The sequence below is a fragment of the Methanocella sp. genome (genome assembly GCF_035506375.1).
Lineage (GTDB): Archaea > Halobacteriota > Methanocellia > Methanocellales > Methanocellaceae > Methanocella.
In genome coordinates, this window is record NZ_DATJPM010000001.1 from 1 (window position 1) to 18,163 (window position 18,163).

Here is an 18,163-nt window from a genome sequence, read left to right on the forward strand (position 1 = left end):
GAGCGTCTGGTCCTTTGGCTCGGAGTCGGCGAAAAAAATCGGCCATCCTGCGCCCTACCCGGTCGAGCTACCATCCCGCTGCATCAAGCTCTACACCTTTGAAGGCGACGTCGTCCTGGACCCGTTCATCGGCAGCGGCACCACCGCCGTGGCCGCAAAAATGCTAAACCGCCACTATGTCGGTTATGAAGTTGATAAAGAATATGTGGAGCTGGCCGGGCGCCGGCTTAAAAGCCGCCCCTATAAAATCGAAAGAAAGTAATAAGGTCATCGGAGATAATGCCCTGCATGAAGCCGTCGAAGGAGTCGCAAATAAAAATCAGAACAAATCAGCGAAAAGCGAAAACATCGACAGACGATAAAATTGAAAAAGTCAGGGATGCGTGTAATATGCCACGATGACCCCGTTTATCGAATCGATACGGCAGAACGCGAACCGCTCGAACTGGACGACGTTGTTCAGCTCGTCGTGGATGCCCTGCTCGGCCACGCCGTGGAACTCGCCGTCAGGCCCCAGCACACGAACGGTAAACCCGTTCGTCGGAGCCCAGTGGATGATCTTCGCGCCCTGCTTCAAAACGGCAAGATCGTTGCCGATGTACTCCGCCTCCAGCGGGTCAAGCGATGTAACGCGAACATTGTAAAGGTCTTTCAGGCGTAAGATGCTGCCTACATTAATCTGCTCCTTATCCTCTAACGTGACGAGTAATTCGGGGTTATCGCAGACGCAGATCTCCCGGAAGCCGCGCTTGTGATCCAGCGGGTGCAGCGGGGCTCTCGCCGTCGTCTGCGGCGCACCGTTGACCTTGAGTGGAACGGGGTCCTTGACGAAGAAGTACCGGTTCGCCCGCGGGTCCACGATCTTGCGGTTCTCGGCGTACAGCGAGTCCATGCTGAACTCGATATCCGTCTCGGTCACGCCCATGTTCACCATGACATTCCGGATGGCCTCGGGCTCGATGCCCCTGCGCCTGAGCGCGGCGACCGTGGGCAGGTGCGGGTCGTCCCAGCCGGTGTATTCCCCCGCCTCGATTCCCTTCTTCATGACGCTCGTCGAGAACTTGCCAAAGCCCAGCAGCCGCAATCTGCCCCAGTGGCTTACGTGCGGGTACTCCCATCCTAAATACTCGTAGACATAGCGCTGCTTATCCGCAGTCTTCATGAGGTCCTTACCCCGGATGATGTGGGTCACACCCTGAAAGTGGTCCTCCATGGCAGACTCGAAGTCCAGCATCGGCCAGACGATGTAATTGTCGCCCGTCCTCGGGTGAGGCTCACGCACGATACGGAAAGCGACCCAGTCCCTCAACGCAGGGTCCTTATGCTTAATATCCGTCTTGATGCGGAGCACGACCTTCTCCTCGAAGTCGCCGTTAAGCATGGCCTTCCAATTCTTCATGTTCTCTTCGGGCGATGCATTACGGTGAGGGCAGGGCTCGCCCTTATCCTTCAGTTCCTTGAACGAGTCATGGTCGCAGAAACAGACGTAAGCCTTGCCCATCTCGATGAGCTTCTCGGCGTACTCGTAGTAGAGTGGGATCCGGTCCGAGGCAATAACGACCTTATCAGGAGGGCAGCCAAGCCACTTCGCCTGGTCGACGTACCACTGGTAGGCCTCCAGCATGGGCCGCTTGATGGATGGGTCCGTGTCGTCGAACCGCATGATAAAGACGCCATCGTACATCCGGGCGTACTCATGATTCACGATGATGCCCCGGGCATTGCCCAGCGATGGCGGCCCGTTCGGGTTCGGGGCGATGCGCAGCGTGACTTTCTGTCCTGGCTTGACGTTCGATATATCCAGTTCCGGGAGACCTTTCCGCGTCTCCTTTTTTACGTGAAGCTCATCGATCAGCTCGGGCGCGATGCCCTGCAGCTTCGCTTTCACCTCATCAGGGGACATTTTCCCGACATCTACCAGGACATTATTGATAATGGGCATGAGCTCCTTCGCCTGCGCCTTGAGTTCCGGATGGGTACCCAGCAGTTTACCCATGACCGCCCCGGCCTGCGGGGCTTTTCCGTATTTGTAGGCGTTCTGGAGCGCCAGCTTTTTAGTGATGAGCTCGATCTCCTGAGTTTCCATGTAATTATGCTCCTGTAAGCGTAAAGTGACGGGTACAATATCGCGATAGTAATACTTATTATTTGCTATATCCCTGGGCTTTCATTTTTTTATCGTCGTGGCGCTTTATGCCCAGGAGTTGGCCGACCGCTCTTCCTTGCCCCGTGTTAGCGAAAACAGCCCTGCGATGATCAGAATAATGAGCGAGAGGCCGAAGGCGGCGTCGAGCCCGGTAAGGAATGCCGGAGTGAGGCCTCCCATCAGCTTCGAGGTGCCCAGGAATACGCTGAAGGCCGTCTCCCGGGACACGAAGGCGGAGGCTGCCGTTATCGAGAGCACATAGCTCCCCAGCGTCCCGATGTTCGCCATCGTCCTCAGGAGCCCCGACGTGCTCCCGTGGCGGTCGGCCGAGGCGTTGGCCATGACTGCACTGTTGTTCGCGGGCCAGAACATTGCGCTCCCGATGCCCGAGAAGAGCGACGCCAGCACGACGATATATAGCGGAGTATCGACCCCGAGAGTCATATAAAGGATGACTGTTACGCACATCAGCGCGATGCCCAATGTGGCGATGATCCTGGCCCCGAACCTGTCCGCCAGGCCTCCCATGGTCGGCGCCAGGACACTGCTCAATATGTAGCCTGGGACCATGAACAGCGCCGCGTCGAGTGGGCTCAGGCCCCGTACACCCTGTAAATATAGTGTCATTAGAAATGCCAGGGAGAGGTAGCCCATCGACTGGAAGAACGATGCCAGGATGGAAGAGCGGAGCACTTTGTTCTTAAAGGTGTCGACGTGTATGATAGGGGCCGGTATCCGGCTTTCATACCATATGAATACGGGTATCAATAGCAGGCCTATGCATACTAAGGCCAGGTTCAACGCGCTGGCCCCAATGCCCACGTAATCGATCAGCCCGATCGATATCAGGCTTAACGCGATGCCGAGGAGCGCCATGCCCGCCAGGTCCAGGTCTTCCTTCACGACCGTTGTGTCCTTGAGGTATCTCCTGCTGAAAATGAGGCAGATAATGCCGATGGGCAGGTTGATGAAAAAGATGAAACGCCAGCCCAGGAAAGTCGTGAGGATCCCGCCCAGGACGATGCCCACCATGGCGCCCACAGTCCAGCTCATGCTCAAATATCCATAAGCCTTGCCACGCCTCGCGGGCTCGAACGTGTCGGCGACGATGGCCCCGCTGTTCGCCTCCAGCAGGGACCCGCCGACGGCCTGGATGGCCCTGGAGAATATCAGGAAAAGCATGCCGGGCGCGAGGCCGCATAGCGCCGAGCCGATGGTGAAGACTACCAGGCCGAGGTTGAACAGCCGGCTCCTGCCGAACAGGTCGCCGAGCCGGCCCAGCTGCGTCGTCGCTACAGCCACTATGATCAGGTAGATGACGATGACCCAGATGGATTGAGACAGGTTTGCATTGAGACTCTGGGTTATCGAAGGCAGTGCCAGCAGGACGATGGTGGTGTCGATGGAGCCCATCATCATTCCCATGATGAGAATTAGTAGAATCTTGTTTTCTTTAAGCAATTGATCACGACAGTTAGCGTTATATCACTAATAAATAGCTACGGATATAAATAAAAAACTCTAATCGCCTGCTACATGGCGAATGTTTATATATGGCCAGTTAAAAGGTATCAGTCTATTGGGGATTGCGCTCGAGCAGCCTCCGCGGGTGACTACATATGAGATTATTCGAAAAAAGTAATTTTGAAAATTTCTAATCCGACAACAGCCCCATCCTTATCCTAGACTTGAGCTTTGGGTTTTCACGCCACCTGCGCCCACGATTGACTTTCCGATTAGACTGCCCGTCTTTGCATCGAGACGAATTACATAATAATCATTACCTACAGGGAAGCTCAGGTCCCAGACGCCCGCGTATGGCCCCATATAGCTCAGCTCTGCCGATGCGGGCCCTGTGGGCGTATATCCTTCTTTATTTAGAATATCATTCGAAAGGGAGATCGCCCTATCGCTATCGATAAGACCGGCAATATCGAGCGTATGGGCTGGGAAGCTGCCCGGCAAGGTCGTCAGGTTCACTCCGGTTCCGGTGACCTGTACCCCAGCTTTATTAGGGCTTCCCGCATATATTATCGTCCAGACGCCTGATTTTCCCCCAACGCTCGCCTCTGTCGAGATACTCTCCACCGCGACGGAGCCGCGATTTGTTGACATCCACGTGCTGACGGATTCGCTATTATTGGCAATTTCCAGTGCAGTAAATGCAGAGACCTGCTCATCCGACGTTAATATCATGGGGGATGGTGTGGGAACAATGGAACCTGTGGGCCTTTGCGCCGACTCCTGAGTTCCATTCGTATAGATGATTGCGGCCGAGGCGGCCACCAGGATCACTAGCACTAACGATATCACCAAGTATTCCTTTTTTATCATTTTTACCCGCCCTATATTAGGATGATCTGCCCCCTGTTATCAGGCACGATTATCACGACGGTATCGTCGTCCGCGTAGATGCCGTCATCCGCATACACCATGACCGTATAATTACCGATACTAAGCTGTCCGGCGTTTAACATGTAACGGTAGTTTCCGCTATAATTGCCATCGTCACTGTAGCCGATGATCTGCTGGCTCCCATCCTTCTGGATCATATAGATTTTCTGATGATATGTACCGTTTCCGGTGTAATTGACGGTCCACTCGATGGGCTGATACACGGAGTTCAACTCCGACCCCGTCTTAGGTAGCGGACTGGTGATGTTCACCGATAGGCGCGAGCCGGGCTGCATCATAGTTTTATTCGAGTTGCCATTAACGAACAGGGTTTGACTGCTAAACCATAGGGTATCGTAACTGCCGTCATCCCGGATGAAATAGATATAGCTATCGTTCCGGATCGGAGTGACGTTACCGTCCTTAAGGACTTTCAGGCTATAGGTGACGCTCCAGGTATCATTCAGCTTGATCGTGCCCGGATTCCAGACGATATTATAGCTATTATTCGAGTCAATATAAGGATAGGGATCGGGATCCATATTGATGACGGTGCCGTTGGGATAATGCAAGATGCCACTCCCGGGTATATATTGTACATCCGGCGTCCAGGTATTATTCACATTCGTGCAATTGGACAGCAAGTGCATCTCCGTGTAATTTGCGACCACTTCCCTGAGATCGCGTGATATGCTCGAATAGACGTCGTTGAGCTGCGCATCCGTATATACCCTGGAATAATTACCACCCGTTATATTAGCGATCTCGCCGAGGTTCAGGTCATCGGGCATTCCCATGCCAATCGTATATATCGTGATGTTCTGCTGTGCTGCCGTACGGGCCGAAGCTAGGTCCATGTCTGGTGTCTGGGAATAGCCGTCCGAGAGCAGGATGATGAATTTCCGATTACCGTCTATGTAATACGGCGAGCTAAAGTCGCTGATCGCCCTGTCCAGGCCCAGGTAAATATTCGTTCCGCCGCTCGCTGCCAGGGAATTGATGGACGATTTGATGATGGAGCGGTTGACACTGTCATCGATCGTCAGGTGCTGCGGGATACCGCTGCTCACATTGAACCAGACCACGCCGATCTGGCTGTTCGTCATATTGTCGACGAAGCCATTGGCGGCCACTTTGGCGGCACTATTCTGGTCCGAGGCCTGGCCTAGCCGCTTAGGCTGCGTCAGGACCATCATATTATAGGGCACGTTACCCATCGCCGCATTATATGCGTAGGAGCCATAGATCCTATAGAGTCCCTTCTGGGCGTTGTTGAACTTTATTATATTTTCATTCTGCGAGTTCTGGACGTTACTCGAATAGGTATTATCCGTCGAAAATGTATTATTGTCGGGGTCAATTACTTTGAGATAATAGTAGCTGCCATACCAGCTATAATTGCGGTAATTCGACGAAAGCATGATCTGAATGGCCCCATCGCCCTCGTAATCGTACGTATCGATATAATGCCAGTCTCGCGGGTCGACGTTGTGGTCCGACCAGTTCGTATACTGCCAGGGCTGCATATAGCCGGATTCCGGCTTCAGGTCGTAGGGATATATGATACTCGACATCCAGTCCATGCTGCCCGAGGAATCGAATATGAGGGAAATGCTGCTGTTCTGCGGCCGTATCTTCCATCCGATACCCCTTACGGTTATGGTGACATTGATCGTGTCGTTCACCGATAGGTTATTGTTCGGCTCGATGGACGATTTTACGCTGAGGAAGGACCGGTTCGTATAATAGATATAGCAGGTGTCCGATAGCGAGCCGCTCGTCACTCGTATGGGCACACCGATCGTCAGGTCTTCTCCATAAACGCCGTTGTTCAATTTGAACTGAGTCGTAAATTCGCCACTAGCCGTCGTATATCCGAGCGACGGGCCGGATATATCGCCGAGCGCCGTATCCAGTGAAGAAATGGCGACTTGCTGTCCACTGATGGGATGGCCCCAGCTATCCGTTATGATTGTGGTAATATCCGTCTGGTGGACATCGGTCATGCCGGGAGGGGTGAGCACGTCGGAGCTGGCCACCACATACGGGTTCGCAAAGGCCTTGATGGACGATGGCGGCCCTGCGACATATCTCAGGATCGTCGAGTTAGTGATCGTCGAGTTATTCAAGGCCTGTGTCGACGCTTCGATCGTCACGTCCTGGACGTAATGGGATGCGCCGATATCGACCCATGCATACCCGTTATTATTCGTCAGCACGCCCACCGAGTTATCCACGTCGCCATTTTTGACCACGGTGACATATTTATATTTGACCGGTTTACCATCGTTATCGAGCGCCCGGATCTGGAATGTATAGCCGGTCTGGCCATCCGCATATATGGGCGATGAGGGAATCGACGCCAGCGTGAGACGAGTAGCATCGCTTAATATGCCTTCAATGGAAGTGCTTTTTAGCGGCTGATTGCTGAGGGCACTATTACTAACAATGACATTATTGAATCCCGCCATAGGGCTCATAATGAAGCTAAAGCTTACGGTACCGTTGGCATCCGTAATGCCAGTATATTCTCCAAGATAGGAATTGTCGGGGGCATAGGCGGCTATCTTGAGCGGCACCCCGACGGCCGGGACATTGCCCGCCAGGTCGTAATACCAGACGGCGACGACCTTCGCATTTGAATCGACCTGGGCGGTAGCGCCGGGATATCTTAGCAGGAACAAGTTATTTTTCAGCAAAAACGTAACATTCGATGCCAGGGTGGATGCCGAGTAATTGATGCCGCTCGCATCCGCCGTAACGTCGACGACCTCGGGTCCGGTAAAGGGGCCGACAACAGTGCTCACAGCACCCGATGCATCGGTGATCATCGAACCTATGGGTATGCCGTCAACGGACATATCGACGGGGACATCTTTTATCGGATTTCCATAGACATCCGCGACCACAGCCTTGACCGAGACCGTCTGGTAGCCATCGGCTATGGCAAAAGCATAGTCCGGCTTGACGCTTAACGAATTGATCGCGCCCGGGCTTATCCAGAGGGAAACACTGGAAGAGGCACTACCGGACTCGGCAGTAATATTATTATAGCCTGCCTTCAGCGAGGTGTGGAGCAGGGCCGTGGCATGGCCTGCCCCATCCGTGACGACCGGCGACTGTATCGTTGAAGCGCCGTCCGGCGAAGTAACGCTTAAGTCGATCGTCTGGCCCGCTAAAGGCCCGCTCATATCACTAAAATAAAGATCGACGTTATAATTGCCATTAACGCTCGGGCTCGCTGGCGAAGTGATGGCTATGGTTCCCATCCCCGTGGCTAATACCGGCGCTGCCTGAATAAGTATGATTGTAAAAATAAGAGTTAATATACTAACTCTATTGATCAATCTTAATGCCCCCGTTTATATATCGCTAATTAGTTAAATGGCTTTTAGTTATTAATAATTTGTTATATTTCGACTTTTAGTTCAACACTGCCCTGTTGGGCAATATCGGATAAAATCGAACACTGTCGAACAGATGGATAGGGGATATCCATTGAGCTTGCCCAAATTAAATGATTAAGCCGGTTAAAATAGCTAATAAAAATAACAATTTTTAACACTGGAAAAGTTAAACTTTAAAAAAGGCTGGATATAAAAAATTTGACTTCTTATAGATAGATTTAATTTATTCTGGATACCCATGAATTCCTGAATAGGCTCCGTTTACCCGGTATAACTTATTGGCTGATCCTGTGGCCTGGCGCGTTACCGAGTGTAAACTGATCTGCTGGGACCTGGTCAAATGTTAGCGTATCGGAGCTAAATCCATTGCTCGATACCGTATCCGCCGGATTTTCCTGGCCCACGGTCGTGCCAGTCACGGGCTGGCTTGCCTGCGATACGCCGCCTAATTTGGCATTCATTGATCCGGCAAAGCCGGATATAGCGATAATTATGATTGCTAAACCGGCCAAAATTATCAGGAATCTCCTATTCATAGCCTTACCACCGATTGCTACTTTACAATATTATTTCTAAGTATTTAAACATTGGCATATATTGTTATTAACATATTTTTATAAAATAAAATATCGATATATTGTAAAAATATTTACACATATTTATATAAATAAATTATAAATTATACAAGTCATAAAAGAGAATCAATAAAAAGAGCTAAACCCGTTAAAGGGTTAGCTCCTGCCCGTTCCTCAGGATATGCACCGTCTCGCCGAACTCGTAGCCCGTATCCTCTGCCATTTCCACGTACGCCGTGTGCATGTGCATGTTGCCGTGGGCGGATATGACGTGCTCTGGCTTGACCATCCTCAGAAGCTCCCAGTGGTCCTCCTTATAGGCGTGGCCGGACACGTGCACGTTATCGTAGATCCTGGCGCCCTTCATCTTTAGCTTTGTCTCGCACGAGTACCGGTTCGCCTGGTTGAGCATGTTCGGTATGACATTGGCCGAAAAGATCACCTTGTCGCCCGCGTCCAGCTTGAAGTCGAGCTCGCCGCTGGCAATCCTGCCCAGGACAGCGTCCGGCTCGCCCTGGTGGCCCGTGACGATGGGCAGGTACTTGTCCTTGCCCTCTTTCATTATCTGCTTGACGGCCTTTTCTACCGACCGGCGATAGCCGAAGATCTTGAGGTTGTCGGGCTTCTCCACGTAGCCCATCTTGAGCGCCGTGCCGAAGTACCGCTCCATGCTGCTGCCCAGCAATACGGGTATCCGGTCCATTTTCTCGGCCGCCTCGATGACTGATTTCAGGCGGGCGATGTGCGACGAGAAGGTCGTGACCAGCACGCCGCTCTCCGTCTCCTCCGTGCCCAGCAGCGCGTCCCAGACCATGTCCCGCGCGATCTGCTCCGAAGGAGTCTTGCCCGAGTGGTCGGCGTTCGTGCTCTCCGTGACCATGGCGAGCACGCCTTCCTTGCCGATCTGCTTGAGCCGCTTGAAGTCGGGAAGCTCACCCAGCGTCGGAGTGCGGTCGATCTTGAAGTCGCAGGCGTACAGGATCTTCCCGTACGGCGTGTGCAGTGCCGCGAAGGCGCAGTCGACGATGCTGTGCTGGACTCTTATCAGCTCGACGGATATGTTCTTCGTGAGCTCCCTGATCTCGCCGCACTGTAGCGGCTGTATCTTGTTTACGACCTCGAACTTGCGCTCGGACTCGATCTCCTGCCTGATCAGCTCGGCCGTGAACGGCGTGGCGATGATCGGGCACTTATACCGGTGCGCCAGCTTGGGCACTGCGCCGATATGGTCCAGGTGCCCGTGCGTGCAGACGATGCCCACGACCGTTGCGTCGACATTGTTAAGGACCTTATCATCGGGGATAGCCCCCATCTTAATCAGGTCCAGCGAATGCATCTTTTCTATCTCGGTCTCTTCATGGATCTGTATGCGGTCCAGACGGACCCCCATGTCCATGATGACAATCTCTTTTCCAACTCTAATGGCGGTCATGTTACGGCCTACTTCCTCGTAGCCGCCGACCGCGATGATACCTACATCTCTCATTTAAATTACACCTTTTTTGAATAGCGCCGAAGCGCAGGTTACCGCTGGGCGAAGGCCTTCCAGTTGAAGCCCCTTGCCTCCAGCGTGTCCCTCGTCTTTCCCGAAATGATCACGGGGACCCGGGCCATATCCTCGACCGACCTCGCGCCGGTCAGGAACATAACGGCCTTGAGCTCCTCGATATACAATTCAAGTATCTTCTTTACTCTCTCGGGGCTTACCCTAGCGGCGGATACCAGCGGCAGCGCGACGCTGCTCATCGACGCTCCCAGCGCCATGGCCTTCGCCATCATGATGCCGTCACGTATGCCGCCCGTGGCGACCACCGGCAGGCCGACGTCCGCCTCCACGAGGCTGACGGCGGTGGATATGCCCCAGTCCCAGAACTTCATGCCGAGGTGCTCGCTCACCTCGTCCCGCTCTGTTCTGGCCCGGAATACTTCTACTCCGGCCCAGCTCGTGCCTCCCCGGCCGCCCACGTCAATGGCTGCGACGCCCGCTTTTTTAAGCAGGTAGGCGTCCATGTGGCAGAGGCCTGCACCGGTCTCCTTTACGATGACCGGCACTGACAGCTCTCCGGCAACTTCGGCGATCTTTTCGATGATGCCCCTGGCGTCCACGTTCCCTTCGGGCTGTATGGCCTCCTGGAGAAAATTCAGGTGGATGGCCATGGCATCGGCATCGATCATCTCGACCGCCCGCTCCAGGTCCTCGATCGTGTACTGGGTTAGCTGGGGGGCCCCAATGTTGCCATATATGAAGGCGTCGGGGGCTTTTTCTCGTACGATCCGGTACGAGTCTTCCATTTTCGGGTCTTCCAGGGCTGCCCTCTGGCTGCCCACGCCCATGCCGAGCCCCAGCTGCCCGGCCGCCATCGCGAGGTTCGCGTTCACTTCGGTCGTGCCGGGATGGCCGCCGGTCATCGACGCGATCATGAGCGGAGCGCTGAACCCGTGGCCGAGGAACGTGGTGCGGGTATCGATATCCGCCTGGTTGATCTCCGGCAGGCAACGGTGGACGAATTCGATGTCTGAAAGCCCGTTACCCTGAGATTCCACGTTCTCCCTGGTACAGATGTCCAGGTGCTCGATTTTCCTCTTCGAGGTCGTCATCGGTCAGTCTCCGCGTATGAATGTGCCTTCTTGCAGGTCGTTTTTCAGGAATTTCATCACGTTACCGGGCTTTTCAGCGTTAAATACCAGCGACGGTATTCCAACTTTTGCCAGCGGCATCAGCTCGTGTATCTTTCCATGCATGCCTCCCGTAACGTCGACTCCTCCCGAGCCGGATAATATCTTATCTACTTCGCCCATGTTCCCGGGCGTCAGCTTTCTTATTAACTTTCCGTCGCGGTCGAGCACGCCGTCCACGTTAGTGCCGATACCCACGCGGTCCACTTTCAGCTCTCTGGCCAGGTACGGCACGATCTGGTCGCCGGATAGGATGTCTACGCCTCTGTCGCGGTCCATGACCACGTCGCCATGCAATACAGGCGTGATATCGTCTTGTAGCATCAACTCGATGACGTCCAGGCACATGTGCTCGATGCGGCCGCCGGATAGCGTGCAGCTCGACAGCGGGTTCACGGGTATAGCGTCAACGCCGCTCATCTGGAGGGCATCTACGACCATTCGATTTAATGAAGTGACGGCACTGTGGGTAGGCCAGATGCCCTTGATGCTCCAGTCATTCAGGCCGTCCGTGAGCTTATAATCCTTGGCCTGGTGGTGCCCGAAAGAGCCTGCTCCATGGATGAGCACCAGTTTGCCGCTGTCAATTTCGCCGATCTCCTTTGCGATGCGGGCGATGACGTCGGGCCGGGCCGCCGATACCTTGTTCTTGTCGGTCAGCACACTTCCGCCTATCTTCAGTATTGTCGTCACCTGATGAACACCCCTTCCGCCGTGGGCCGGCTGATGAAGCTATCGCCGTACGCGTGCCCGATGGCCGTCGCGATCTCCTTCGCGTTCTTCTCGTCGCAAAGGGCTACCATGCAGCCTCCGCCCCCTGCACCGGTTATCTTGGCGCCGTAGGCGCCGTGCTGGCGGGCAGCATAGATCTGCAGGGACAGCTCGGGTATCGTGACGCCCAGGGCGTCCAGAAGGCCCTGGTTTACGTTCATGAGCTCGCCTATGGAACGATAGTCGTTCCTTTTAATTAAATCCTCGCCTCTCGCGGATATATCCCCAATAGAGTCCATGATGCCGTCGACGACCTCGGGGTAGCGCTCCTTGAGCGTCTTCACCCTGGACACCATCCTTGCGGTCGATTTCGATATGCCCGTGTGGCCGACGACGATGCCGCAGGTGATCGGCGGGAGTATCTTCTTGTCGGGGACGACCACGGTCCCGCCCATGGTCGATACGAACGTATCGGTCGGGCTCGCCGCTCCCTGGACCTCCAGCTCCGTCTGGTACCCTAGTAAGGCGAGCTCTTCCTTCCGCAGGCCGACCTGGAATTCCTCGTTCAGGGCGCCCAGAGTGGCGACGGTCACGGCGGCCGAAGAGCCCAGGCCCGAAGCCACCGGTATCTTAGATGTGACAGTGATGTTGACGTTTTTTATGTCGGCGTATTGCTGCATCTTTTTGATGGCCGTCTTAATATACTGGTTCTTATCCGGCTCGTCCTTGAAGGCCGAGTGGATCCGAATGCCCTTGCTGTTATGCGTCACCTCGACCATCGTCCGTAGGTCGATGGCGCACGCGATGGCGCGCTTGCCATAGACGACCGCATGCTCGCCGAATAAAAAGACCTTACCGGGGGCTGAGCATATCGTCATGGCATCACCGGGTCACGGCCAGCCCCGCGTAGCCGACGACTTCCCGGTCGCCGGTCACGTCGCCGCTGGTCGCGTAGGCCAGCAGCTCCGCCTTTTTCGCCCCGCGCCGCTTACAGGAAAGCATCATGGCCGAGATGGGGCCGTAGCCGCAGCAGGTCGCGTTCAGGCTGGCGATCTCGTCGTAAAAGCCGGGGACGTCCAGCTTCTCTATCTTTTCGATGAGGAGATGGTCCTTCCGCTTGGCGGACTCGACGGGCTCATAGTGGGTGAAATCGCTCGAAGCAACGATGACGACCTTTGTCGGGTACTTCTCGATAGCGGCCGTGATCTCGCCGGCGATCTCCTTCACCGTCTCATAATCCTGCAGGCCGATCGCTATGGGCACGATCCGGAAATCCTTAAAAAAGTACTGCAGGAATGGCACCTGCACCTCGAGGGAGTGCTCCCGCTGGTGGGCTGTCTCATCGTGGTCGATGATGCCCGGCGGAAGAAGGTCGATGAAGTCGTGGTCCACGTCGACGATGCCCAGGGGCGTCTTCCAGGGCACGGCCGATACGGCGACCGCAGAGCCTTCCCAGCTATGCCTGGGGCCGAGGATGATAAAGGTCGGCGCGCCCTCTATGGACGCATATACCTTAGCCGCCACGCCGCCCGAATAGATGTATCCTGCGTGGGGTACGACCACTCCCATGGCATCCAGTTTAGCAGCTGGCGGCGCCCGGGGCGCCAGCTCACTTATAAGCTGGCGTAAAGCCTCTTTTGTGCCGGGATAGAACATGCCCGCGACCGCAGGGTTCCTCATATCGGTATGATTACTCCTGTCCAGGATTATATTTCTGACTCAAAATCATTGACGGTGTAGTTGAAGCCCTGCTCGCCGCGCTCGCGGACGACTTCCCGGGCCAGCAGCCAGTACACGAGTGCCAGCGCCTTGCGGCCCTTGTTGTTCGTCGGTATCACGAGGTCGATGTCGGTGGTCATGTTGTTCGTGTCGCACATGGCGATGACGGGCACGCCGATCTTAATGGCTTCGTTGACTGCCTGCATGTCGCCGATGGGGTCGGTAACGACCACGACGTCCGGCTCGGTGAAGAACATGTACTCCGGGTTCGTCATAGTGCCGGGGATGAACCGGCCGACGATGTCGCTCGCGCCGATGGCCTTGGCGAACATTTCCGCCGGGTGCTGGCCATACTGTCTGGCGCAGACCACCAGGACGTTCGCGGGGTCGTATCTCGCCAGGAACTTAGCGGCGGCGCGGATGCGCTCGTCGGTGCTCTGGACGTCAAGGACGTACAGGCCGTCGTTCCTGACGCGGTATATGAACCGCTGCATGTCTTCAGTCTTCTGCTGCGTACCGATGTGCACGCCCGCAGCAAGGTATTCGTCCATCGGTATCAATGACTGGTAATTCTCGTCTCTGATCTCTCTTATTTCTTGCTTTTCTACAGCTTTATCTGCCATTTTTTGCTTCTCCTTTGGTTTCGTAAAAATATTTCAAGTGTTATCGTTATGAGATGTCTTCCGTCATCCGCTCGTTGCCTATGCCCTCGCCGATCCGGATGAGCTCGTTCAGCTTGGCGATCCGCTCGCCGCCCACGACGCCCGTCTTCAGCAGCTCGCAGCCGAAGGCGACCGCCAGGTGCGCGATCGTGTTGTCGGTCGTCTCGCCGCTCCGGTGGGACATGACCGTCTTGAAGCCGAACCGCTTCGCCAGCGTTATAGCGTTATAGGTATCCGTTACCGTGCCGATCTGGTTGGGCTTGATGAGGATTGCGTTCGCGGCGAACTTCTCTATGCCTTCCTGAAGGCGCTTCACATTCGTGACGAAGAGGTCGTCGCCGCAGATAATACAACGGTCTCCGACTTTCTCGGTCAGCTCGGCGAACCCGTCGAAGTCGTTCTCCTGCAGCGGGTCCTCCACGTAGAAGAGGTCGTACTTGTCCACCAGGCCGGCGATATAGTCTATCTGCTGCGAAGGCGTCCGCTTTGCGTCCTTGTAGGCGTAGACCTTCTTCTTTTCGTCCCACAGCTCGGAGGCCGCGATGTCCAGGCCCAGCCGGACGCTGAAGCCCAGCTCGTCCGAGACCTCTTTGACCGCCTTGCTGGTGATCTCGAATGCCTTTGAATCAGTTACATGGGGTGCCCAGCCGCCTTCGTCGCCTTTACCGCATATGACGCCCGCGTCGGTCAGCAGCTTCTTAACGCGCTTATGCACGAGCGTGTTGCCATAAACGGCGTCGTCGATCGTCGGCGCGCCGACCGAAGATACCAGGAACTCCTGGATATCCGTCGCGCCCGGGGCGTGCGCCCCGCCGCCCAGGACGTTACCCAATGGGTACGGCATGCGCGGGTATGCGTTGCCCATATAGCGATACAGCATGCTCTCAGAGGGCATGACCCGGTAGTCTTCCGTGCTATAGACCGAGCACGATGCGGCCTTTGCCACGGCCATGGAGACCGCGACCGACGTGTTGCCGCCGATGTTGCTGAAGTTGTCCGTGCCGTCGATGTCGTGCAGGAGCATGTCGATGCTTTCCTGGTCCGTGGCATCCTCCGCGATGAGCTGCTCGACGACCTCGTTTTCCAGCTTCGACAGCGCGTCAGCGACGGGTATGGCCACGGCCTCGTAGGTGCCCGTCGAGGCGCCCGCCGGCGCCGCCGACCGCCCGAAGCTGCCGTCGTCCAGGTAGACCTCGACCTCGATGGTCGGGTTACCCCGGCTATCGAAGATCCTCCGCCCGATAATATCCTCGATTATAGACAAAACCTAACCTCCCATACGACATTTAACATTTCAGATAAAAAGAATTAAGACTGGTTTACCTCACGCCGCGTGGATTTATTGATCTTCTTGACGGTGATCGGGATCATGCCGCGCTCCAGTTCCGCCATTGCGACATCGATCGGTTCCACGGTATTGATGTCTTTTATGAGGACGGGAGCTCCCATTGATATCTGGAGAGCCCTTGCCCCGACGATACGCGCACGCTCGTAGCGTGTGTACTTTGTTACGTTTTTAGAATCGGCCACGTTCAATTGTTTAGAGCTCAAGCTAATACCTCTTGTAACTTGATAAGAAATGAAATTTAGATTTCATCGATTCTTAGGTGCGTTCTAGTTCCCAAGCGTCCCGTTGGGTGGTCTTATGCTGTACGGCTGTCAATAGGGATATATGGTGGGATCGCTGAGATTTGAACTCAGGTTTCCGCGTCCCGAACGCGAAAGGATGGACCAGGCTACCCCACGATCCCGTATATCCTTATTACTGGTATGGTGCCAGAACGTCGACCAGCTCGACGTGCGATAGCAGCATGCGCCTGCAGCAGTATCGCTCGATGCCCAGGTCGTCGAGGATGTCGCCGACCTTAAGCTGCTCACCCCTGGGCAGGCTCTTTTTCCTTTCCTCGACACGCTCGATGTACTCTTCCCAAACGTTCGAGACGACCTTGCCGCAGGTGAAACATCTGACCGGTATCATTTTATTTCTCCAATATAAATTGATCTCATTGGAAGTATGTGATTAATACCTCCAATGATTACATTTATACTTAACGGTACGACTTCTGGAACTTCGCCCTTGCGCCCGTTCCGCCGTAGTGCTTTGGCTCCTTAGCGCGAATATCGTTCACTAACAGAGTCCTGTCGTGGCTCAGGTACGTGTCGCGCAGTGCCATGTCGTTCGTCCAGTTGACGATGCCTCGCGCAATGGCGCACCTCGCGGCCTCCGCCTGGCCCATGACGCCTCCGCCACGGATGTCGACGTCGATATCGACCTGATTGGCGATGTCGGTGCCCGCCATGGTGAGGGGCTCGGTGATCTTGAGCCTTATGATGTCCGGCTGGACGAGAGGCAGGGGTACCTTGTTAATGCGGATGATGCCGGTGCCTTTGCGAACTGTCGCGCGGGCGATCGCCGTCTTCCGCTTTCCACTTGTTGTAATGACCTTGACCATGCTCTCACCTTAAAACTTTGATCCTAGCTGTTTCGACAGCTCGCCGAGCTCCATGTACTTGAATGAGCTCAGGCGGTCTGCGCTCGCCTTCTCCAGCGTTACGGCCTTGTCGCCCTGCACATCGGATGGTACTCCGATGTAAACGGTAAGGCGCGCCATCGCGTCCTTTCCGCGCTGCGCCTTGTAGGGCAGCATGCCGCGGATAGTCCTCTTGATGATGGCGTCCGGCCTTTTCGGGTAGTACGGCCCCTTCTCGGTAGTGCCGCGGTCCACGGTCTGCTTGTACTCGGCGAACGTGGATGCCTTCGAGCCGGACAGGATTGCCTTTTCGGCGTTGATGATCGTGACTTCTTCGCCCTCTAAGAGCATTTTGGCGACTATGCTCGACAGCCTGCCGACGATGAGCCCCTGCGCGTTAATTAATACCATGCTTCGTCCTCCTTACCTGATGATGCGGACACCCTTGCCCGCGGGGTTCGTCTTCATGAGCTGTTCGATGGACAGGCACTTGCCGTTGGCGCCGGAGATGAGCTCCTCGGCGGCGACGCTGAAGTTGAGCGCGGCGACCGTGACGGGGTGATCGATGTTGCCGGTGCCCAGGACTTTGCCCGGTACCAGGATAGTCTCGTTCTCCTTCGTGTGGCGGTTGATCTTGCTGATGTTGACCGCCGCATAGTGCCTTGCCGGCTTCTCGAATCTCTCGGCTATGTCCCTCCAGAGGGGCACGTTCTGCTCCCTGGACTGGGCCTTGAGGTCGAAAATGAGCTTGGATAATCTGGGGTTAGTTTTCTGTAAAGCCTTCATTTCTGAACCTCCGTAAGGCCTTTCGGCCTGACTCACGCATCGACGGTTGATCGATACGCTCGGGCAGTTCGCCCATTCGCCGGATAACCAGCGTTATCCTACGGTTTCATGTCATTTATGATGACGGAGGCTCATAATGCGATACGGGCATATGAAGTTTTCGGTGATTCACCACGGCGACACGGCGCTTTGTTCACCACGGCGACACGGCGAACACGGCGCCCTTTAAAATTCGACACGGCGGACGCACGGCGACACGGTTTCCATAGTTTTAATAAGTAAAATGGGGATCCCGAGGGGTAAGCAAGAGCGCTCCGCGCGGCGTCAGCCCCTCTTCAGGATATAAAAGAAAGGAGGGGGTCTCCGAGGGGGCATCAGCCCCCTTCAGGAAATAAAAGAGCGCCGTGTTCGCCGTGTCGCCGTGGTGAATAATAAACCGTGCCCTCCGTGGTGCCTCCGTGCCGCCGTGGTGAAGCTTTTAATAAGTAAAACGGGGGTCTCCGAGGGGGCATCAGCCCTCTTCAGGAAAATAAAAGAGCGCCGTGTTCGCCGTGTTCGCCGTGGTGAATAATAAACCGTGCCCTCCGTGGTGCCTCCGTGCGCCCTGTGGTGAGAA

General features: G+C 55.2%; 18 protein-coding genes and 1 tRNA gene. 1 reads left to right on the plus strand and 18 read right to left on the minus strand.

Features of this window, described 5'->3' with window-relative positions:
• Positions 1 to 262 (plus strand): site-specific DNA-methyltransferase (locus VMC84_RS00005; RefSeq protein WP_325376890.1); only part of this gene is annotated, 262 nt, incomplete at its 5' end.
• 111 nt (positions 263 to 373) lie between these two features.
• Here the strand turns inward: VMC84_RS00005 and VMC84_RS00010 are convergent.
• The 18 genes from VMC84_RS00010 to VMC84_RS00095 all read right to left on the minus strand — a co-directional run bounded on the left by VMC84_RS00010 (position 374) and on the right by VMC84_RS00095 (position 17,547).
• Positions 374 to 2,086, minus strand: coding sequence for a glutamate--tRNA ligase (locus tag VMC84_RS00010; protein WP_325376892.1), 1,713 nt, complete (start codon positions 2,084 to 2,086; stop codon positions 374 to 376).
• 105 nt (positions 2,087 to 2,191) lie between these two features.
• Positions 2,192 to 3,607, minus strand: coding sequence for an MFS transporter (locus VMC84_RS00015; protein ID WP_414676311.1), 1,416 nt, complete (start codon positions 3,605 to 3,607; stop codon positions 2,192 to 2,194).
• A gap of 216 nt (positions 3,608 to 3,823) precedes the next feature.
• On the minus strand, positions 3,824 to 4,480 hold the full coding sequence (locus VMC84_RS00020; protein WP_325376896.1) for a hypothetical protein: 657 nt from the start codon (positions 4,478 to 4,480) through the stop codon (positions 3,824 to 3,826).
• Positions 4,481 to 4,491: 11 nt separating this feature from the next.
• Positions 4,492 to 7,731 carry a VWA domain-containing protein gene (locus VMC84_RS00025; protein ID WP_325376898.1) on the minus strand — a complete coding sequence of 1,080 codons (3,240 nt, stop codon included), beginning with the start codon at positions 7,729 to 7,731 and terminating at the stop codon, positions 4,492 to 4,494.
• Positions 7,732 to 8,222: 491 nt separating this feature from the next.
• Positions 8,223 to 8,408 (minus strand): hypothetical protein, encoded by a 186-nt coding sequence (locus tag VMC84_RS00030; RefSeq protein ID WP_325376900.1) that lies wholly within the window; start codon positions 8,406 to 8,408, stop codon positions 8,223 to 8,225.
• A 262-nt stretch (positions 8,409 to 8,670) separates the two neighbouring features.
• Positions 8,671 to 10,008 carry an RNase J family beta-CASP ribonuclease gene (locus VMC84_RS00035; RefSeq protein ID WP_325376902.1) on the minus strand — a complete coding sequence of 446 codons (1,338 nt, stop codon included), beginning with the start codon at positions 10,006 to 10,008 and terminating at the stop codon, positions 8,671 to 8,673.
• A 38-nt stretch (positions 10,009 to 10,046) separates the two neighbouring features.
• Positions 10,047 to 11,120: a type 2 isopentenyl-diphosphate Delta-isomerase gene (fni, locus tag VMC84_RS00040; protein WP_325376904.1), complete on the minus strand. Its 1,074-nt coding sequence runs from the start codon at positions 11,118 to 11,120 to the stop codon at positions 10,047 to 10,049.
• 3 nt (positions 11,121 to 11,123) lie between these two features.
• A complete protein-coding gene (locus VMC84_RS00045; RefSeq protein WP_325376905.1) occupies positions 11,124 to 11,891 on the minus strand; it encodes an isopentenyl phosphate kinase in 768 nt (255 codons plus the stop codon).
• Positions 11,888 to 12,787, minus strand: a complete 900-nt coding sequence (locus tag VMC84_RS00050; protein WP_325376907.1) for a mevalonate kinase — start codon at positions 12,785 to 12,787, stop codon at positions 11,888 to 11,890. The genes VMC84_RS00045 and VMC84_RS00050 overlap by 4 nt, the downstream gene beginning before the upstream one ends.
• Positions 12,788 to 12,791: 4 nt before the next feature.
• Entirely contained in the window at positions 12,792 to 13,589 is a 798-nt protein-coding gene (locus VMC84_RS00055) for an MEMO1 family protein (protein WP_325376908.1), read from the minus strand.
• A gap of 26 nt (positions 13,590 to 13,615) precedes the next feature.
• Positions 13,616 to 14,251 carry a 30S ribosomal protein S2 gene (gene rpsB, locus VMC84_RS00060; protein WP_325376910.1) on the minus strand — a complete coding sequence of 212 codons (636 nt, stop codon included), beginning with the start codon at positions 14,249 to 14,251 and terminating at the stop codon, positions 13,616 to 13,618.
• Positions 14,252 to 14,297: 46 nt separating this feature from the next.
• Positions 14,298 to 15,554 carry a phosphopyruvate hydratase gene (gene eno / locus VMC84_RS00065; protein ID WP_325376911.1) on the minus strand — a complete coding sequence of 419 codons (1,257 nt, stop codon included), beginning with the start codon at positions 15,552 to 15,554 and terminating at the stop codon, positions 14,298 to 14,300.
• 44 nt (positions 15,555 to 15,598) lie between these two features.
• A complete protein-coding gene (locus VMC84_RS00070; protein WP_325376912.1) occupies positions 15,599 to 15,841 on the minus strand; it encodes a DNA-directed RNA polymerase subunit K in 243 nt (80 codons plus the stop codon).
• 122 nt (positions 15,842 to 15,963) lie between these two features.
• Positions 15,964 to 16,041 (minus strand) — tRNA-Pro (locus tag VMC84_RS00075).
• Positions 16,042 to 16,052: 11 nt separating this feature from the next.
• Positions 16,053 to 16,268: a DNA-directed RNA polymerase subunit N gene (locus VMC84_RS00080; RefSeq protein WP_325376914.1), complete on the minus strand. Its 216-nt coding sequence runs from the start codon at positions 16,266 to 16,268 to the stop codon at positions 16,053 to 16,055.
• A gap of 70 nt (positions 16,269 to 16,338) precedes the next feature.
• On the minus strand, positions 16,339 to 16,743 hold the full coding sequence (locus VMC84_RS00085) for a 30S ribosomal protein S9 (RefSeq protein ID WP_325376916.1): 405 nt from the start codon (positions 16,741 to 16,743) through the stop codon (positions 16,339 to 16,341).
• A 9-nt stretch (positions 16,744 to 16,752) separates the two neighbouring features.
• Positions 16,753 to 17,172, minus strand: a complete 420-nt coding sequence (locus tag VMC84_RS00090; RefSeq protein ID WP_325376918.1) for a 50S ribosomal protein L13 — start codon at positions 17,170 to 17,172, stop codon at positions 16,753 to 16,755.
• Positions 17,173 to 17,184: 12 nt separating this feature from the next.
• Complete coding sequence (locus tag VMC84_RS00095) at positions 17,185 to 17,547, minus strand: 50S ribosomal protein L18e (protein ID WP_325376920.1); 363 nt, start codon at positions 17,545 to 17,547, stop codon at positions 17,185 to 17,187.
• Between the last annotated feature and the right edge of the window lie 616 nt (positions 17,548 to 18,163).